Annotated in this window: 15 protein-coding genes; 4 read left to right on the forward strand and 11 right to left on the reverse strand. The window is 75.8% G+C overall.

What is annotated here, in order from left to right; all coding sequences use genetic code 11:
* Nucleotides 1-9 precede the first annotated feature (9 nt).
* A complete protein-coding gene (locus tag V6U81_RS03975; RefSeq protein WP_334484499.1) occupies nucleotides 10-960 on the forward strand; it encodes a TIGR03557 family F420-dependent LLM class oxidoreductase in 951 nt (316 codons plus the stop codon).
* A 22-nt stretch (nucleotides 961-982) separates the two neighbouring features.
* Here the strand turns inward: V6U81_RS03975 and V6U81_RS03980 are convergent, their stop codons facing one another.
* From V6U81_RS03980 to V6U81_RS03990, 3 genes are all read right to left on the reverse strand, one after another.
* On the reverse strand, nucleotides 983-1,795 hold the full coding sequence (locus tag V6U81_RS03980; protein WP_334484502.1) for a PH domain-containing protein: 813 nt from the start codon (nucleotides 1,793-1,795) through the stop codon (nucleotides 983-985).
* Nucleotides 1,796-1,884: 89 nt separating this feature from the next.
* Nucleotides 1,885-2,523, reverse strand: a complete 639-nt coding sequence (locus V6U81_RS03985; protein WP_334484505.1) for a TetR/AcrR family transcriptional regulator — start codon at nucleotides 2,521-2,523, stop codon at nucleotides 1,885-1,887.
* Complete coding sequence (locus V6U81_RS03990) at nucleotides 2,523-3,380, reverse strand: class I SAM-dependent methyltransferase (RefSeq protein ID WP_334484507.1); 858 nt, start codon at nucleotides 3,378-3,380, stop codon at nucleotides 2,523-2,525. The genes V6U81_RS03985 and V6U81_RS03990 overlap by 1 nt, the downstream gene beginning before the upstream one ends.
* A 114-nt stretch (nucleotides 3,381-3,494) precedes the next feature.
* Here V6U81_RS03990 and V6U81_RS03995 point away from each other — a divergent pair, with 114 nt between their 5' ends.
* The 3 genes from V6U81_RS03995 to V6U81_RS04005 all read left to right on the forward strand — a co-directional run bounded on the left by V6U81_RS03995 (nucleotide 3,495) and on the right by V6U81_RS04005 (nucleotide 6,870).
* Entirely contained in the window at nucleotides 3,495-5,126 is a 1,632-nt protein-coding gene (locus V6U81_RS03995; RefSeq protein WP_334484510.1) for a RecQ family ATP-dependent DNA helicase, read from the forward strand.
* Between the two features lie 70 nt (nucleotides 5,127-5,196).
* Nucleotides 5,197-5,700: a hypothetical protein gene (locus tag V6U81_RS04000; protein WP_334484513.1), complete on the forward strand. Its 504-nt coding sequence runs from the start codon at nucleotides 5,197-5,199 to the stop codon at nucleotides 5,698-5,700.
* A 135-nt stretch (nucleotides 5,701-5,835) separates the two neighbouring features.
* Entirely contained in the window at nucleotides 5,836-6,870 is a 1,035-nt protein-coding gene (locus V6U81_RS04005) for an AraC-like ligand-binding domain-containing protein (protein WP_334484516.1), read from the forward strand.
* A 191-nt stretch (nucleotides 6,871-7,061) separates the two neighbouring features.
* Here the strand turns inward: V6U81_RS04005 and V6U81_RS04010 are convergent, their stop codons facing one another.
* Genes V6U81_RS04010 through V6U81_RS04045 form a run of 8 tightly spaced genes read right to left on the reverse strand, consistent with a single transcriptional unit; the run spans nucleotide 7,062 to nucleotide 15,822 of the window.
* Complete coding sequence (locus tag V6U81_RS04010; protein WP_334484519.1) at nucleotides 7,062-8,045, reverse strand: DNA topoisomerase IB; 984 nt, start codon at nucleotides 8,043-8,045, stop codon at nucleotides 7,062-7,064.
* Nucleotides 8,029-8,967 carry a glycosyltransferase family 9 protein gene (locus V6U81_RS04015; RefSeq protein WP_334484521.1) on the reverse strand — a complete coding sequence of 313 codons (939 nt, stop codon included), beginning with the start codon at nucleotides 8,965-8,967 and terminating at the stop codon, nucleotides 8,029-8,031. The genes V6U81_RS04010 and V6U81_RS04015 overlap by 17 nt, the downstream gene beginning before the upstream one ends.
* Entirely contained in the window at nucleotides 8,964-9,665 is a 702-nt protein-coding gene (locus V6U81_RS04020; RefSeq protein ID WP_334484523.1) for an SDR family oxidoreductase, read from the reverse strand. The genes V6U81_RS04015 and V6U81_RS04020 overlap by 4 nt, the downstream gene beginning before the upstream one ends.
* A complete protein-coding gene (locus tag V6U81_RS04025; RefSeq protein WP_334484525.1) occupies nucleotides 9,662-11,143 on the reverse strand; it encodes a PfkB family carbohydrate kinase in 1,482 nt (493 codons plus the stop codon). Before V6U81_RS04025 ends, V6U81_RS04020 begins: the two co-directional genes overlap by 4 nt.
* The gene (locus tag V6U81_RS04030; RefSeq protein ID WP_334484528.1) at nucleotides 11,140-11,934 is read right to left on the reverse strand and encodes a D-sedoheptulose-7-phosphate isomerase; all 795 of its coding nucleotides are present in this window, start codon (nucleotides 11,932-11,934) and stop codon (nucleotides 11,140-11,142) included. The genes V6U81_RS04025 and V6U81_RS04030 overlap by 4 nt, the downstream gene beginning before the upstream one ends.
* Nucleotides 11,934-13,151 (reverse strand): glycosyltransferase, encoded by a 1,218-nt coding sequence (locus V6U81_RS04035; RefSeq protein ID WP_334484530.1) that lies wholly within the window; start codon nucleotides 13,149-13,151, stop codon nucleotides 11,934-11,936. The genes V6U81_RS04030 and V6U81_RS04035 overlap by 1 nt, the downstream gene beginning before the upstream one ends.
* The gene (locus V6U81_RS04040) at nucleotides 13,136-14,110 is read right to left on the reverse strand and encodes a glycosyltransferase (protein ID WP_334484531.1); all 975 of its coding nucleotides are present in this window, start codon (nucleotides 14,108-14,110) and stop codon (nucleotides 13,136-13,138) included. The genes V6U81_RS04035 and V6U81_RS04040 overlap by 16 nt, the downstream gene beginning before the upstream one ends.
* Nucleotides 14,107-15,822: an HAD-IIIA family hydrolase gene (locus tag V6U81_RS04045; protein ID WP_334484532.1), complete on the reverse strand. Its 1,716-nt coding sequence runs from the start codon at nucleotides 15,820-15,822 to the stop codon at nucleotides 14,107-14,109. The genes V6U81_RS04040 and V6U81_RS04045 overlap by 4 nt, the downstream gene beginning before the upstream one ends.
* Nucleotides 15,823-15,865 lie beyond the last annotated feature (43 nt).

The following is a 15,865-nucleotide window of genomic DNA, read 5'->3' on the forward strand; positions in this document are numbered from 1 at the left end:
GGGGAACCCATGAGGATCGGCTACTTCCTGTCCAGTGAGGAGTACGGTCCGGCGGAGCTGCTGGAGCAGGCCTGCGGCGCGGAACGGGCCGGCTTCGAGGCGCTGTGGATCTCGGACCACTACCACCCGTGGGTGGACGCGCAGGGTCAGAGCCCCTTCGTCTGGTCCACCATCGGCGCGCTGAGCCAGGTCTGCTCGCTCCCGGTCACCACCGCGGTGACCTGCCCGACCGTCCGCATCCACCCGGCGGTGATCGCCCAGGCCGCGGCGACCAGCGCGGTGCTGCACGACGGTCGCTTCGTGCTCGGGGTGGGCACCGGCGAGGCACTCAACGAGCACATCCTCGGTGACGCGTGGCCGCAGACCGACGTCCGGCTGGAGATGCTGGAGGAGGCGGTCGAGGTGATGCGTGAGCTGTGGCGCGGCGGGTTCGTCAACCACCACGGGAAGCACTACACGGTGGAGCACGCCCGGGTCTACACGCTGCCCGACACTCCCCCGCCGATCTACGTCTCCGGTTTCGGCCCGAAGGCCATCGACCTGGCCGCCCGGATCGGCGACGGCTACGTCAGCACCATGCCCGACGGCGACATGGTGCGCCGGTTCCGGGCCGGCGGCGGTGGCGACAAGCCGTGCCAGGCCGGCTTCAAGGCGGCGTACGCCGACAGCGAGGACGAGGGGATGCGGCTGGCGTACGAGAAGTGGCCGAACGCCGGGGTGCCGGGCGAGCTGTCCCAGGTGCTGCCCTCCCCGCGCCACTTCGAGCAGGCCGCCGAGCTGGTGCGGCCGGAGATGATGAGGGAGGCGTTCGTCTGCGGCAACAGCGCCGACGCACACCTGGAGATGATCGACAGGTACGCCAAGGCCGGCTTCGACGAGGTCAACGTGGCCAACACCGGCCCGCACACCCAGGGCCTGTTCGACCTCTACCAGCGCGAGGTGCTCCCCCAGCTGCGCTGACCCGCGCCACCGCGGGCCGGCCTCAACCGGCGGCGAGCGCCCCGCGCAGCCGCTCCCGGCCGGCGTCGGCGCCGATGCCGTCCCGCTCGTGCGGGTGGTCGACGTAGAAGCGCAGCACGTCGGCGAGGTACCACGGGTGCACCCACAGCCAGGAAAGCAGCAGGCGAGGCCGGCGGCGGGTGCCCCACGGCAGCCCGCTGCGCCGGACGGTTTCCGGCCGGCACACGTCGAGCACAAGTTCGGAGCCGGACGACTGCCGGAGCGGCGTGCCGGGTGACAGCGCCGCCCAGGGCACGAACTGCCGGCCGAACGGCTGCCTCACCTCCACCCCGGCCGGAGTCAGGTCCACCCGGGGGCGGCCGTCCCGGACGGCGGCCACGAGGACCACCACCAGCAGAGCGGCGAGCAGTGCCAGGACCAGCGGAAGCGCGGTCAGGACGTACCGGTCGGGTCCTGCGGGAGCCGTCGCCCGGTCCATGAGCGGCTCGACCTGCGGTATGGCGGCGACGGTGAGGATCAGGATCTCGGCCGCGACGAACCAGCTGAAGCCCGAGCCCGGCTCCGCCCTGAGCCGGGTGCCGTCCGGCGCCGCGAGCACGGCGGGCCGCCGCCACGGGCGTCGAACGCTGAGCAGCATCCCGACCAGCGCCGCGAGGGCCAGCGCGAACGGCACCGAGCCGAGCAGGAGGTCGGGCCAGAAGCCGCGGACGTCCCGGACGGCCGCCACCGCCCAGACCGCCGCGACCACGAGCGCCACACCGACCCGGCGCCGACCGGCGGCCCGTCCCGACCCGACGGACGACATGGGCACGCGACCCGGGGTGCGGATTGTCATGTCCGCATCGTGGCTCCCGCGGGCAACCTCACGCGGCGTCGGGGTGGACCGGTCCCGCCGCCCGCGTGAGGGGGTGGCGCCCCTGTCGCTCAGCCGCCGGTCGGGGCGATGCCGCGCAGCAGGGTGCCGACCAGTTCGTCGACCAGCCGGGGCGCGGGCTCCGGCGCCGGCCCGGACGGGTCGAGCAGGTGGCCGAGGACCAGGTCGTGGCAGACCCCGACGACCAGCGCGGCGACCGCGTCGGGGCTGGCGTCACCGGCGACCCGGCCGAGCCGCTGCTCGCCGCGGACGTAGCCGGCCAGCTCGGCGCGCACGCCCCGGCCGCCGCCACCGATCGGATTGGGCAGGGCGGCGAAGCGGGCCAGCACCCCGGGCTGGGTGAGCACCCCGGCGAACGCGGGCAGGATCGCCGCGTGCAGGGCCAGCGCCCGGCTCAGGTACGACCGCAGGTTCGCCTCGACCGTGCCCTCGCCCGGCTGCGGGGACCCGCCGGCCAGCCCCTCCTCGACGGCCCGCACGTGCGCGTGCAGGGCGTGGCCGAGCAGCTCCTCCTTGTCGGCGAAGTGGTTGTAGAGCACCCCGTCGGCGACCTGCGCCGCCCGGGCGATGTCGCGGACGGTCAACCCCGCCGTCCCCCGCTCGGCGACCAGTCGGCCCGCCACGGCGACCAGGTGCTCGCGCAGACTCTGCTCCCCGCCGCGCAGGGCGGCCGCTCTCCTCGGTGACATCACCGGTCATCGTAGGACCGGGCCGGACGGTGGGCGGTGACCAGCCAGGCGGTGCCGCGCAGCCGTACCCCGTCGGGCCGGGCGAACGGTCGCATCGCCGCCACCAGGGCGGCCCGGGCCCGGTTGACGGTCGCCGGGTCGAGCGGGTCGAGCCGGTGCCGGACCGGTCCCCAGTCGGCGAGGAACCCGCCGGCGTCGGCGGCGTCGCGTCCCCAGAGCTGCGGCGCCTCGTACCCCAGGATGTCGACCTCGGCGAAGCCGGCGGCGGCGAGGATCTCGCGGACCACGGCCGGGTCGGCCAGCGAGAGCGGCTCGGCGGCGCCGGTGCCGTCGGTGCCGGCCGGCGGCAGCTCGGCGGCGAGCGCGGCGAGGACCGACCCGAGGTCGCCACGGCGGATGTCGTCCAGGCAGACGAAGGCGAGCCGGCCGCCGGGGCGCAGCGCCCGACCGATCCCCCGGAACGCGGCCACCGGGTCGGCGAAGAACATCACCCCGAACCGGCTCAGCGCCACGTCGAAGGAGCCGGGCGGGAACGGGTGGACCTGCGCGTCGCCCTGGACGAAGTGGACGTTCGACACCCGCTCGGCGGTGGCCGACGCTCGGGCGCGGTCGAGCATCGGCGCGGAGAGGTCGATGCCGACCGCGTGCCCGGCGCCGGCCCGGCGGGCGGCCAGCCGGGTGAGCTGGCCGTTGCCGCAGCCCACGTCGAGGACGCGGTCACCCGGGGCGACCGCGTCGAGCAGCGGGGCGTTGAAGCCGCTGTTGACCGCGTCGTAGCGGTCCTGGTGGGTGGCCCAGTGCCGGCCCTCGTAGCCGTTCCACGCCGCCGCCTGGTGATCGTTCACGACCGTCGTCATCGGACTCCCCCTCGTTGTGAACGGGCGTTCATGAGCGCTTGTTCATAATGGGTCGACGCTCGGGCGGGTGTCAACGGTTTCGACCGTGATCGGCTCGGGTACCTCCGGCCCTCGATGAAGCTGTCCACGCACTCGATGACGTTGCGCCGCGCGGCGCGAAGCCTCTTCGGCTGGACCGCGCTGCGGCCCAACCAGCTCGCCGCCATGCGCGCGGTGATGAAGCGACGCGACGCCCTGGTGGTCCTGCCCACCGGCGCCGGCAAGTCGGCGATCTACCAGATCCCGGCCAGCCTGATCCCCGGCCCCACGGTGGTGATCTCCCCGCTGCTCGCCCTGCAGCAGGACCAGATCGCCGCACTCAACGAACGGCAGCGCCCCGAACTGCGGGCGGTCCGGATCAGCTCCGACGAGACCGCCGCCCAGCAGGCGCAGGCGGTCGTCGAGATCCGCGAGGGCCGGGCGGAGTTCCTCTTCATCACGCCGGAGGCGCTCAGCAACCCCGACCGGATGGCCGAGGTGAAGTCGCTGAAGCCGGCCCTGGTGGCGATCGACGAGGCACACTGCATCTCCGCCTGGGGGCACGACTTCCGCCCCGACTACCTGGCGCTGGGCCACCTCATCGAGGGCATCGGCCGGCCACCCGTGGTGGCGCTGACCGCCACCGCCTCGCCGCCGGTGCGCGACGACATCATCGCCCGGCTGCGGTTGCGGGACCCCGAGGTGGTGGTCTCCGGGCTGGACCGCCCGAACCTCTTCGTCGAGGTCGCCCACTGCCCCACCGACGACTACCGCTGGCGGCGGCTGATCGCGCTGCTGCGCGACGACGAGCGCCCCGGCATCATCTACGTGCCGACCCGCCGCTCGGCCGAGGAACTCGCCCAGCAGCTCACCGACGCCGGCTTCCCGGCGCAGTACTACCACGGCGGAATGCCCACCAACGCCCGGCACGAACTGCACGAGGCGTTCCTCGCCGACCAGGTGCCGATCATGGTGGCCACCTCGGCGTTCGGCATGGGCATCGACAAGCCCAACATCGCCTGGGTGGTGCACATGGCGCTGCCCGACTCCCCGGACAGCTACTTCCAGGAGATCGGCCGCGCCGGCCGGGACGGGGAACCCGCCCGGGTGCTGCTGCTCTGGCGGGCCGAGGACGTCGGGCTGCAACGCTACTTCAGCGGCGGCCTGCCGAACGAGAACGAGCTGCGGGACCTCGCCGCGGTCGTCCGAAAGCAGCCCGCCACCAAGAAGGAGCTGCGCGAGGTCACCGGCCTCGGCGCGCGCAAGCTCGGCCAGTACCTCTCCCTGCTGGAGCAGGTCGGCGCCGCCGAGCCGCGCGCCAAGCAGAAGATCGGCGCCCCGCGCTACGCCCCGAAGCCGGCCGCGGCCGGCGCGGCGGCCCTCGCCGAGGCGGAACGCCAGCAGACCGTCACCCGGTCCCGGAGCGACATGATGCGCGCCTTCGCCGAGACCACCGGCTGCCGCCTCCAGGCGCTGCTGGCGTACTTCGGCGAGCAGATGTCGGAGATCTGCGGACACTGCGACAACTGCCACGCCGGCACCAGCGTCGCCGACTCCGGGGCGGTCGGGCCGTTCCCCGTGCACAGCCAGGTACGCCACCCCGAGTGGGGACCGGGCCTGGTGCTCAACTACGAGGACGACCGGATGACGGTGCTCTTCGACGAGGTGGGCTACAAGACGCTCTCCGTCCGCGTGGTGTCCGAACAGGGCCTGCTGACCCTGGACTAGCCTGAGCCGGGCGCCGGCGGGCGCGACACGTACCACTGACAGTGATGACCAGGCCGAGAGGGGCTCAGTCGTGATCGAACAGCCGGCGTACACCAGTTTCGGCTTTTCCGACGAGGAGTGGGGGCTGCTGGTCGGCCTGCCGCAGTCGGTGCTCACCGCGGCGAGCGCCGCCGAGTCCGACGGCGCCCGGCGCACCCGGGCCGAGAACGCCGCCGGACTGGAGACCATCTCCACCGGCCGGGAGTCGGCCAACCCGCTGGTCGCCGCGGTGGCCGGGGAGATCGTGTCCCGGGTCGGCGACCCGGAGGCCGGCGAGGAACTGCCGGTGATCGCCCCCACCGACCCGAAGGCCATGATCGACGACGTGCTCACCCGGGCCGCCGAGGCGGCGGCGCTGCTCGCCGTACGGGTCGACGAGGGCGAGGCCGGCGCGTACAAGCACTGGCTGGTGGAGATCGCCGAGCAGGTGGTCGGCGCGGCCCCCACCGGCGGCATCCTCGGCCTCGGCGGTGACCAGGTCAGCGACTCGGAGCGGCGTTTCCGGGACCGGCTCTCCCAGGTGCTCAACGACTGAGCACACGGTCCCACGGTCCGCGCGCGCCCGACCCGGGCCGCGCGGACCGTCCTTTCTCCGCCCCCTCGATCGACCGGGTCTTTAGCGTTTCGTCCAGAATGGCGGGAACGAGCGGCCCGACGGGGAGGTGGGGACATGCTGCACCGCAACGTGATCGACACCGAGGCACTGCCGCCCGGCGAGCGGTTCGGGATGTGGCTGGACCTGGTGGCGCGGACCGCCGCGCCGCTGAAGATGCGCACCGAGCACGCGGGCGACTTCCGGGCCAAGGCGGAGATCATCGGCCTCGGCCCGATCCAGCTGGTCCGCTACCGCTACCCCTCGCTCGATGCCGTGCGGACCGCCAAGCTGGCCCGGCAGACCGAGGTGGACTACTTCCTGCTCGCGCTGACCACCACCGGCACCGGCGCCTCCGGACAGGCCGGGCAGCAGAGCGTGATCCGACCCGGCGAGTTCACCTTCTACGACGGGTCGCGCCCGCACCAGGTCAGCCACCTCGGCGCGGACCGCGGGCGGGAGGACGCGCGCAGCATCGTGGCGCTGATCCCGTACGGGGCGCTGCCGCTGCCACCGGACCGGCTCGCGCCCCTGCTGGCCGGCCGGATGTCCGGCACCGAGGGGGTGGGCGCCCTGCTCGCCCAGTACCTCACCCAGCTCACCGCCCATCCGGAGCAGTACCACGCGGCCGACGCCGACCGGCTCGGCACCGTGGGCCTGGACCTGATCTCCACCCTGCTCGGCCGGCACCTGGTGGCGGAGGACGCGGTGCCCCGGGAGGTCCGCCGGCGCGCCCTGCTCGCCCAGGTGCGCGGCTACGTCCAACAGCACCTCGGCGACGCCACGCTGACCCCGCAGACGGTCGCCGACGCGCACCACGTCTCCGTCCGCACCCTGCACCGGCTCTTCGAGCTGGAAGAGACGACCATGGCGGCGTACGTGCGCGACCTGCGGCTGCAACGGTGCCGGCGGGACCTGGCCGACCCGACGCAGGCGCACCGGCCGGTCCAGGCGGTGGCCGCCCGGTGGGGTTTCCGGGACAAGGCCCACTTCAGCCGGGCGTTCCGCGCCGCGTACGGGGTGACGCCGCAGGCGTACCGGGAGTCGCGGCGGGAACAGGCACGGATCGTCAACAGCGCGGCGTCCATGGTCAACCCGGGGCCGACATACTGAGCGCGGGCCGGTGGTCGACGACCGCCGACAGCCCAGTGGTAACGGGGGGCCGCGGCGTGGCGTCCGTGACCGTCCAGGTCACGGACGACCGCCCCGGTGCCGCACCGCCCGGCGGCGTCGCCACCGGCCGCCCCGGGCCGTACGGACCCCGGCCCCGTCGCTCTTCCCCCCAGGACTGACGACGGGGCCGGTCAGGCCTCCTCGAGCAGTTCCAGCACCGAGCGTTCGGCCTGCGTGCGCGGCGTCTCCGGCCGCACCGGGGCCACCACCCCGTCGTGGTACAGGTCGACCACCCGCGGGTCCACGTAGGACGTCCGGGCCACCGTCGGAGTGTTGCCCAGCAGCTCCGCGACGTCGCGCATCACCCCGGCGACCACCTTCTTCCGGGCCGTGGCGGAGCGCTGGACGCCCACCGTGGCCAGTTCCGTGGCGGCCAGCACCGTCGCGTGCCAGGTCCGGAAGTCCTTCGCGGTCATCTCCCCGCCGCTGGCGTCGCGCAGGTACCCGTTGACCTCGTCGCTGCGCACGTCCCGCCAGCTCCGACCGTCCCAGTAGCCGAAGAGGCGCTCCTCCGACCGGCGGCGCCGGCGCAGGTTGGTCAGCACCCGGCACAGCTCCGGGTCCTCGATCCGGCGTACCTGCTCGACGCCGCCCTTCGCGGGAAACTCGAAGACCACGCAGCCGCCGCGCGAGCGGGCGTGCTCGGGGCGCAGCGTGGACACCCCGAAGGTGGCGTCCTCCCCGACCGCGTACTGGTCGTTGCCCACCCGGAACATCCCCATGTCGAGCAGGCGGGCGACGGTGGCCAGCACCCGGTCCCGGTTGAGCCCCCGGCCGTCGAGGTCGTCGGCGATCCGGTCCCGCAGGTTCGGCAGCCGGTGGGCGACCTCCAGCACGTGGTCGAACTTCGCCTCGTCCCGCCGGCGCCGCCACTCGGGGTGGTAGAGGTACTGCCGGCGGCCGGCCGCGTCGACGCCGGTCGCCTGGATGTGCCCGTTCGGGTACGGCGAGATCCAGACGTCCCGCCAGGCGGGCGGGATGACCAGAGCCTCGAACCGGGCCAGCTCGTCGGGGTCCCGGACCGGCTCGCCGCGCGGGTCGAGGTAGCTGCAGCCCTTGCCGCGCCGGCGGCGCCCGTACCCCGCCCGTCCCGGATCACTACGCCGCAATCGCACCGGAGACCCGCACTGCCTCTACCTCGTCCACGGCGGCCAGCACCCCGTCCACGGACAGAGCCGCCAACGTCGGGTGCGTACCTACCCCGGACCAGGCCGGCCAATCCTGTCCACCGGCCCAGAGCACGCGGTGCCGGGGCCGACCCGCGGGCGGCCCCCACCGCGACGGTGGCACCGGCCCGAAGAGCAGCACGGACGGGGTGCCGTAGCCGGTGGCGAGGTGCCCGACGCCGGTGTCCCCGCTGACCACCAGGCGGGCCCCGGCGACCAGGGCGGCCAGCTCGCCGAGGTCGGTCCGGCCGGCCAGCACCGCCGCCGCGGGCAGCCCGGCCCCGGCGGCCACCCGCCCGGCCAGCTCCCGCTCGTCCGCCGAGCCGGTGACCACCACCCGGTGGCCGCGTCGGGTGAGCTCCCGGGCCAGCGCGGCGAACCGACCGGCCGGCCAGCGCTTCTCGGGGAGCTTGCTGCCCGGGTGGACCACGGTCCGGCCGGCCGGCGCGGTGCCCACCGGCGCGGGCCGCAGGGTGAGGTCGGTCGGATCGGCCGGGATGCCGTACCAGTCGAGCAGCCGGCACCAGCGGTCCACCTCGTGCTCGTCGTCGCGCCACTGTGGCCCGTCGAGGTGACCGGCATCGGGGCAGCGGAAGGCGAGCAGCCGCCCGGCGCCGGCCAGCATCCGGTGCGACTGCGGCCCCCGGCCGTGCAGGTTCACCGCGACCGGCGGGGGCGGCCAGGGCGGCGGGCCGAGACCGTCGGTGGGCAGCAGCCGGTCCACCCCGCCGACCAGGCCGACCAGCGGGCCCAACCAGGCGGGCGCCGCGAGCGCCAGCTCCCGGTCGGGGTACGCGGACCGCAGCGCTCGCAGCGCGGGTACCGCCGTGGCCAGGTCACCCACGCCGAGGGCCCGGAGCACCAGGATCACGGGTACGAGGTCTCCTGCTCGGCGCAGACCACCAGCTCCCGGACCGCGCTGCCGGCGGGCTGGGAGAGCGCGAACATCACCGCGGCGGCGGTGTCGGCGGGGTCGTTGAGCTTCGCGTCCGGCCCCGGCCGGTACTGCGGATCCCGGTCGTCGAAGAAGGCGGTACGCATCCCGCCCGGGATCAGCAGGGTCACTCCGACCTGCCCGGCCAGTTCGGCGGCGAGCGCCCGGGAGAAGCCGACCACCCCGAACTTCGCCGCGCAGTACGCGGTGGCGTCACTGACCGCCTTGACCCCCAGGGTCGAGGCGACCGTCACGATGTTGCCCCGGGACGCCTCCAGATAGGGCAGCGCGGCCCGGACCACGGCGACCGTGGCGAGCAGGTCGACCGTGACGATCCGCTCCCAGGTGTCCCGGGGTACGTCCGCCAGCCGGCCCGGGACGTCCATGCCGGCCGCGGTCACCACCGCGTCCAGCCCACCGTTGCGTTCGGCCAGCTCGCGGGTGGCCTCCTCGGCGGCCCGGGTGTCGGCCAGGTCGCACTCGACCCACGGCACGCCGTCGCCGGGGCGGTGCCGGTCGAGCACGAGGGGTCGTCCACCGGCCCGGGCCACCGCGGTGACCACCGCCGCGCCGAGCCCGCTGGAGCCGCCGGTAACCAGGACGGTCGGGCCGGCACCGGGTGGACTGCTGGTCATCGTGCTCCCTCCGCCGTCGGTCGGTCCGCGCCGGCCCGGCGGGCGCCGGTGGGCGTGGTGGCGCGACGCCCGCCGCGGGCCGCCGCGATCATGTCGGTGGTGGAGCGCCCGTCCAGGTACGGCACCACCACGGTGTTGCCGCCCCAGCGGCGCAGCACCTCGGCCTCCGGCAGGGTCGGCTCGTCCCCGCCGCCGGTGGCGTAGTCGCCGCCCTTCACCCAGATGTCCGGGCGCAGCCAGCTCAGCGCGGCGTGCGGGGTCGGCTCGTCGAAGACCATCACCGCGTCGACGCAGCTCAGCGCGGCGAGCAGCCGGCTGCGGTCGCCCTGTGACATCACCGGCCGGTCCGGACCCTTCAGCCCGGCGACGCTGCTGTCCGAGTTGAGGCAGACGACCAGGCAGTCGCCGAGCTGCCGGGCGGCCTGGAGGGTGGCGACGTGTCCGGCGTGCAGCAGGTCGAAGCAGCCGCCGGTGGCCACGACGGTGCCGCCGGCGGCGCGTACCTCGGCGACGACCGCGCCGGCAGCGGCCGCCCCGATCCGCTCCCCGCCGCCGCTGAGCAGCACCGGCGGCGGGGTCCGCACCGGCGGCGGGAGGGCGGCCGCCACTCCCCCGCCGGCCACGTACGCCGACGCCTCCGCCACCGCCTCCTGCACCGCCTCGGAGACCAGCGCCCCCCGGGCCAGGGCGATGCTCGCGGCGGAGGCGAACCGGTCCCCGGCCCCGCAGGTGTCCCCCTCGGCGTTGATCGGCGCGGAGACCACCAGCGGGGTGGGGCCGGCGTGGCAGAGCAGCGCGCCGTCCCCGCCCAGGGTCACCGCCACCGCGCCGGCCCGCCACCGCTCGCGCAGCCCCTGCGCGCCCCGCGACGCCGCGCCCAGCCGGGACCCGCCCGGCGGGACCTTGGCCAGCTCGCGCGCCTCCGCCTCGTTCGGGGTGGCCAGCTGCACCCCGGGCACCGCGGCGGGGCCGCGCGGGTGCGGGTCCCAGACCACCGGGGCCCGGGTGGCGGCCAGCGCGGCCCGCAGCGCCGGCTGCCGGGCCACCCCCCGCCCGTAGTCGCTGACCAGCACGGCGGACGCCCCGGCGATCAGCCGCAGCACCGCCTCGCCGGGTTCCCCGGGCTCGCCGACCGGGCCGCCCCGGTCGTGCCGGAGCAGCACCCGGCCACGGGCCCGCAGCCGGATCTTCTCCGGCGTGGCGCCGACCAGCGGCAGCGCGTACACCTGCACGCCGGCGGCGGTGAGCAGGGAGCTGAGCCGGGCGCCGCCCGCGTCGTCGGCGAGCGCCGTCACCAGCGCCACCTCCGCGCCCTGGGTGGCGGCGAAGACGGCGGCCAGGCCCGCGCCGCCGGGCCGGTCGGTGTGCGCCGTCTCGTCCAGCACCGGTACCGGCGAGTCCGGGCAGAGCCGGTTCACCACGCCCTCGACGTCCCGGTCCAGCAGGGTGTCGCCGATGACCACCAGAGGTCCCCTCACTCCACGCCTCCTCGTCCCGCCCCGACCCGCCGGCCGGCGTCGTCGACGATCACCTCGACCCCGGCCCGCACCGGCCCGGCCTCCTCGGGTGGCACGGCGTCCGCCGGCCCGGGCGCACCCACCGGCGCGGCGACGTCCACCGGCGCGGCGGTGTCTACCGGCGCGGCGACGTCCACCGCCGCGGCGGTGTTCACCCCGGCGGCGAGCGCCACGGGCAGCGTCCGGTCGACGTGTTCGCAGAGCACGTGGGTGGCGACCAGGTGCAGCTCCTGCACCACCTGGGGTTCCGGGGAGGCGATCGCGAGCACCTCGTGGCACGCCCCGGCCAGCGGGTTGGGAGCCGGGCCGGTGAACGCCCAGCAGCGCAGGCCGGCGGTCCGGCCGGCGCGCGCGGCGGCGAGCAGGTTCGCGCTGGCCCCGCTGGTGGAGATCAGCAGCAGCACGTCGCCGGGGCGGCCGTGGGCGCGGACCTGGCGGGCGAAGACCTCGTCGTAGCCGTAGTCGTTGGCGATCGCGGTGACCGCGGAGGTCTCGGCGTGCAGCGCGATGGCCGCCAGCGGCGCCCGGTCGTCGCGCAGCTTGCCGACCAGCTCGGCGGTGAGGTGCTGCGCCTCGGCCGCGCTGCCGCCGTTGCCGGCCACCAGGATCCGGCCCCCGCCGGCGAGGACGCCGGCCAGCTCGGCGCCCCACCGGGCCAGCCGATCCTCCGCCGACCGGAACGGCAGCAGCGCCTCGGCCAGCAGGGTCAGGTGGGCGTCGAGCACACCCGGCCCGGTCGGCCCGGCCGTCATCAGGCGACCACCCGGGACGGCCGGTGCACCGCGGCCACCTCGCCGTACACCTCCGCCAGCCGCTCGGCGGTGGCCGCCCAGGAGTACTGCCGCCGGGCCCGTTGCAGCGCCGCCGTGGCGTACCCGAAGCGGCGGATCCGGTCGTCGAGCAGGCCCCGGATGGCGGTGCCCAGCGCCTGCGGGTCCCGGGCCGGGACCAGGTCGCCGGTCGTCCCGGCCACCACCGTGTCCCTGATCCCGCCCACGGCGGTGCCCACCACCGGCACGCCGCAGGCCATCGCCTCCAGCGGGGTCAGCCCGAACGGCTCGTACCAGGGGGCGGCCACCAGCAGGTCCGCCGAGCGGTACCAGCGGCCCATCTCCTCGCGGGGGACCGCCCCGACCAGCTTCACCCGGTCGGCGACGCCGCAGGTGGTGGCGAGGGCGCGCAACCTGCGGGCGTACGGGTCGGTCTCCAGCAGCCCGGCCGGCGGCCCGCCCACCACCACGCACTCGGCGTCCGGGACCAGGGCCATCGCCCGGATCACCGTCTGGAAGCCCTTGCGTTCCACCAGCCGGCCCACGGTGAGGATGCGCGGCCGGTCGGGTTCCCGCGGGGCGGCCGGCCCGAGCGGGGCGAAGGTCGTCAGGTTGACCCCGGACGGGATCACGGTCATCCGGGAGCGCGGCACGCCGAGCCGGACCAGCTCGCCCACCTCGTCCTGGCACTGGGCCACCACCCGGTCCACCGCGCACCCCAGCTCCCGCTCGTACGCGATCCGCCGGGCCGGGCTGGTGTCCTGGACGCCCTGGTAGCGCCGCTTCACGGTGCCGAGGGCGTGGTACGTCTGCACCACCGGCACCCCGGTCTGCCGCCCGGCGGTGAGCGCGGCGAGCCCGCTCATCCAGAAGTGCGCGTGGATCACCTCCGGCGCCCAGTCGCCGCCTCGCCAGCGCTCCACCAGCCAGTGGCTGAACGGCTTCATGTGCGGCAGCAGCGCGTCCTTGGCCAGCGGTTCGGCCGGCCCGGCCGGTACGTGCACCACCTCGTACCCGTCCGGGGCGCGGACCGTGACGGGCAGGTCGACGGCGTCCCGGCGGGTGTAGACCCGGACGTCGTGCCCGGCGGCCGCCAGCGCGGCGGAGAGCTCCGCGACATGCGTGTTCTGCCCGCCGGCGTCCTCACCGCCCAGCACGGCGAGGGGGCTGGCGTGCTCGGAGATCATCGCGATGCGCATACTTCCTCCTCCAGCAGGCGGTCCCAGTCGGTGAGGAAACGGTCCAGGCCGTAGCGGGCCCGGGCGGCGGTACGGGCCTCGGTGCCCGCCCGGCGCGCCTCGGCGGGCTGCGCGACGAACCGGTGGGCGGCCTCGACCAGCGCGTCCACCCGGGTGGAGAGCGCCCCCGCCCCCGGCGGTACGGCCTCGACGGCCTCGGTGGTGGCCAGCGCGACGACCGGCATGCCCATGGTCATCGCCTCGATCAGGCTGAGCCCGAGCGAGGTCCACCGGCACAGGTGCAGGTACGCCCGCCGCTGGGCCAGGGCGGCGTGCATCTCGTGCTGCGGTACGTCGTCGTGGCTGGTCAACCGGTCGGCGGGCAGGCCGAGGTGGTCGGCCAGGCCGGCCACCTGCATGCCGAAGACGTCCAGCGGGGCGATCTCGGCGAAGCGCGGCAGCAGGTCGGTGCCGGTGACCCGCCAGCGCCGGACCGGCTCGTTGATCACGACGGCCAGCCGGTCCAGCTCACCGGTCCACTCCACGGCCGGCGGGACCACCCCGTGCTCCACCACGGCGGTGCGGGTGCCGCCGTTGTTCCAGAACAGCTCGTTGAAGTGCGTGACGTGGGTGAGCAGCAGGTCGTCCCGGTCGGCCATCGGGTGGCGGGTGTTCGGCACGTCCCCCTTCGGGGTGTTGTGCTCCACGTAGATCGTCGGCACGTCCCGGCCGACCCGGCGGCCCAGCCAGTCGCAGGCCAGGTCGAACTCCTCGGGCCGCTGGAGCAGCACCAGGTCGACCTCCTCCCGGCGCAGCTGCTGCGGGGTCACCTCGACGGCGCTCTCCGACCACGGGTAGGTGCGGGCCCGACCCCGCCCGTACGGGCCCCGGTCGGGGGTGACCGGCACCAGGTAGCGGTGCGGACCGTGCACGAAGGACGTGGTCCACGACCCGTGCACGTGCCACACCAGGATGTTCATCGAGCGCCCCCGCCACCGGCGGCCACCGTGGCGGTCGGCCCGGTCGGGGCGCCGACCGTCGCCGCGGGCAGCACCGGCGGGGCCGTCGCCGGCACGCCGAGCAGGCGCACCGCGGCCAGCACGCGGCCCGGCTCGATGGCGGTGAGGCAGGGGTGCCCGGGCACCGGGCAGACCGTGGCCCGGGTGTCCCGGCACGGCGCGGCGGCATCACCGAGCCGGACCGCCGGCACCCGGTACGGCCCCCACTGCCCGTACGGGACGGTGGGGGCGAAGAGGCTCACCACCGGTACGCCCAGCGCGGCGGCCAGGTGCGCCGGCCCGGTGTTGCCGACCACCAGCGCACCCGCCCCGGCCAGCACGGCGGCCAGCTCGGCCAGCCCGGTCCGCCCGCCCAGGTCGATGCCGGTGTCGCCGGCCACCCGGGCGGTCAGCTCCGCCTCGTCGGGACCACCGGTGACCGCCACCGGGTGACCGGCTCCGGTGAGCACCCGGACGATGCGGGCGGCCAGCTCGGGCGGGCAGGCCCGGGTCGGGACCGCCGAACCGGGGTGCAGCACCACGTACCCGGGGGCGCCGAGCCCGGCCGGGGCGGCCGGCAGGGCGGCGGTGCGGATGCGCAGCCGGGGGTCGTCCCCGGCGGGCAGGGCGAACCCGGCGGCCACGGCGAGCGAGAGCGCCCGTTCCGGCTCGGGCAGCCCCTCGGGCACCCGGTGCCGGACGTCGAGCAGCGAACCCGGGTAGTCGTCGCTGATCGCGCTGATCCGGGCCACCCCGGCCATCCGCAGCAGCAGGGCCAGCGGGAGCGGGGACTGGTGGAAGGAGGTGAAGACGACCGCCTCGTCGACGGCGAGGTCGGCCAGCCGGGCGGTCAGCGCCCGCAGGTCGGCCGGGTCGACCGGGTCGGGGTCGCCGTCGATCCACGGCAAGGGCCACTCGAGCACCTCGTCCACCCCGGGCAGCAGGGCGGCGGCGTCGCGACCGCGCGGCCCGCAGAGCAGGACGACCCGCTCGGCACCGGCGGCGACGGCGCGGATCGCCGGGCCGGTGACCAGCACGTCCCCGGCGGAGTCGCTGCGGACGACCAGCACACCGCCGCGGTGGGCCCGCGCGGGTGGCGCGGCGAGCAGGGCGGCCCGGTCGAGGATGGTAGCCACGGCGCCGGGCAGGTCGCGGGCGACGTGCCCGGCGGCGGCCACCTCGGCCGGGCGGGTGGCCGGGGTGGGTACCAGGATCCCGGCGGCGCCGGCCGCGCCGGCGGCGGTCATGTCCGCGCCGATGTCGCCGACCAGCACGCAGCGGTCCGGCGTGGTGCCGAGCGCCCGCGCGGCGGTGTACACCAGGCCCGGCGCGGGCTTGCGACAGACGCAGCCGGCCCGCTCGTCGTGCGGGCAGACCTGCCAGGTGTCGAAGGGGCCCAGCAGCTCCTCGACCCGGGCGTTGACCTCGCGCAGTTCGTCGGCGGTGAAGAGGCCACGGGCCAGGCCGGACTGGTTGCTGACCACGCCGAGGCGGAGCCCTGCGGCGCGGAGCCGGTCCAGCGCCTCCCGGGCGCCCGGCACCGGCCTGACCTTCCCCGGGTCCCCGTTGTACGGCACGTCCTCGATCAACGTGCCGTCCCGGTCCAGCAGCACCGCGTCGTACAGGACCGGCCGGGCGGCGGCGCCGTCAGTCGCCGGTTCGACCCGGCCTGACCTGCGCTGATCCGGCTCCATCTGGTCCCGTCGCACGCGCGGCGGGTTCCCGGAGCCCTGCGGA

Origin of the sequence: Micromonospora lacuserhaii, from assembly GCF_036902735.1 — a bacterium.
Lineage (GTDB): Bacteria > Actinomycetota > Actinomycetes > Mycobacteriales > Micromonosporaceae > Micromonospora.

Coding starts and splice junctions, on each gene's coding strand:
- V6U81_RS04035 (WP_334484530.1), bottom strand. CDS start 13,151: ATGCGCATCGCGATGATCTCCGAGCACGCCAGCCCCCTCGCCGTGCTG.
- V6U81_RS04005 (WP_334484516.1), top strand. CDS start 5,836: ATGCTGCACCGCAACGTGATCGACACCGAGGCACTGCCGCCCGGCGAG.
- V6U81_RS04040 (WP_334484531.1), bottom strand. CDS start 14,110: ATGAACATCCTGGTGTGGCACGTGCACGGGTCGTGGACCACGTCCTTC.
- V6U81_RS04030 (WP_334484528.1), bottom strand. CDS start 11,934: ATGACGGCCGGGCCGACCGGGCCGGGTGTGCTCGACGCCCACCTGACC.
- V6U81_RS03990 (WP_334484507.1), bottom strand. CDS start 3,380: ATGACGACGGTCGTGAACGATCACCAGGCGGCGGCGTGGAACGGCTAC.
- V6U81_RS04045 (WP_334484532.1), bottom strand. CDS start 15,822: ATGGAGCCGGATCAGCGCAGGTCAGGCCGGGTCGAACCGGCGACTGAC.
- V6U81_RS03995 (WP_334484510.1), top strand. CDS start 3,495: ATGAAGCTGTCCACGCACTCGATGACGTTGCGCCGCGCGGCGCGAAGC.
- V6U81_RS03980 (WP_334484502.1), bottom strand. CDS start 1,795: ATGACAATCCGCACCCCGGGTCGCGTGCCCATGTCGTCCGTCGGGTCG.
- V6U81_RS03985 (WP_334484505.1), bottom strand. CDS start 2,523: ATGTCACCGAGGAGAGCGGCCGCCCTGCGCGGCGGGGAGCAGAGTCTG.
- V6U81_RS03975 (WP_334484499.1), top strand. CDS start 10: ATGAGGATCGGCTACTTCCTGTCCAGTGAGGAGTACGGTCCGGCGGAG.
- V6U81_RS04020 (WP_334484523.1), bottom strand. CDS start 9,665: ATGACCAGCAGTCCACCCGGTGCCGGCCCGACCGTCCTGGTTACCGGC.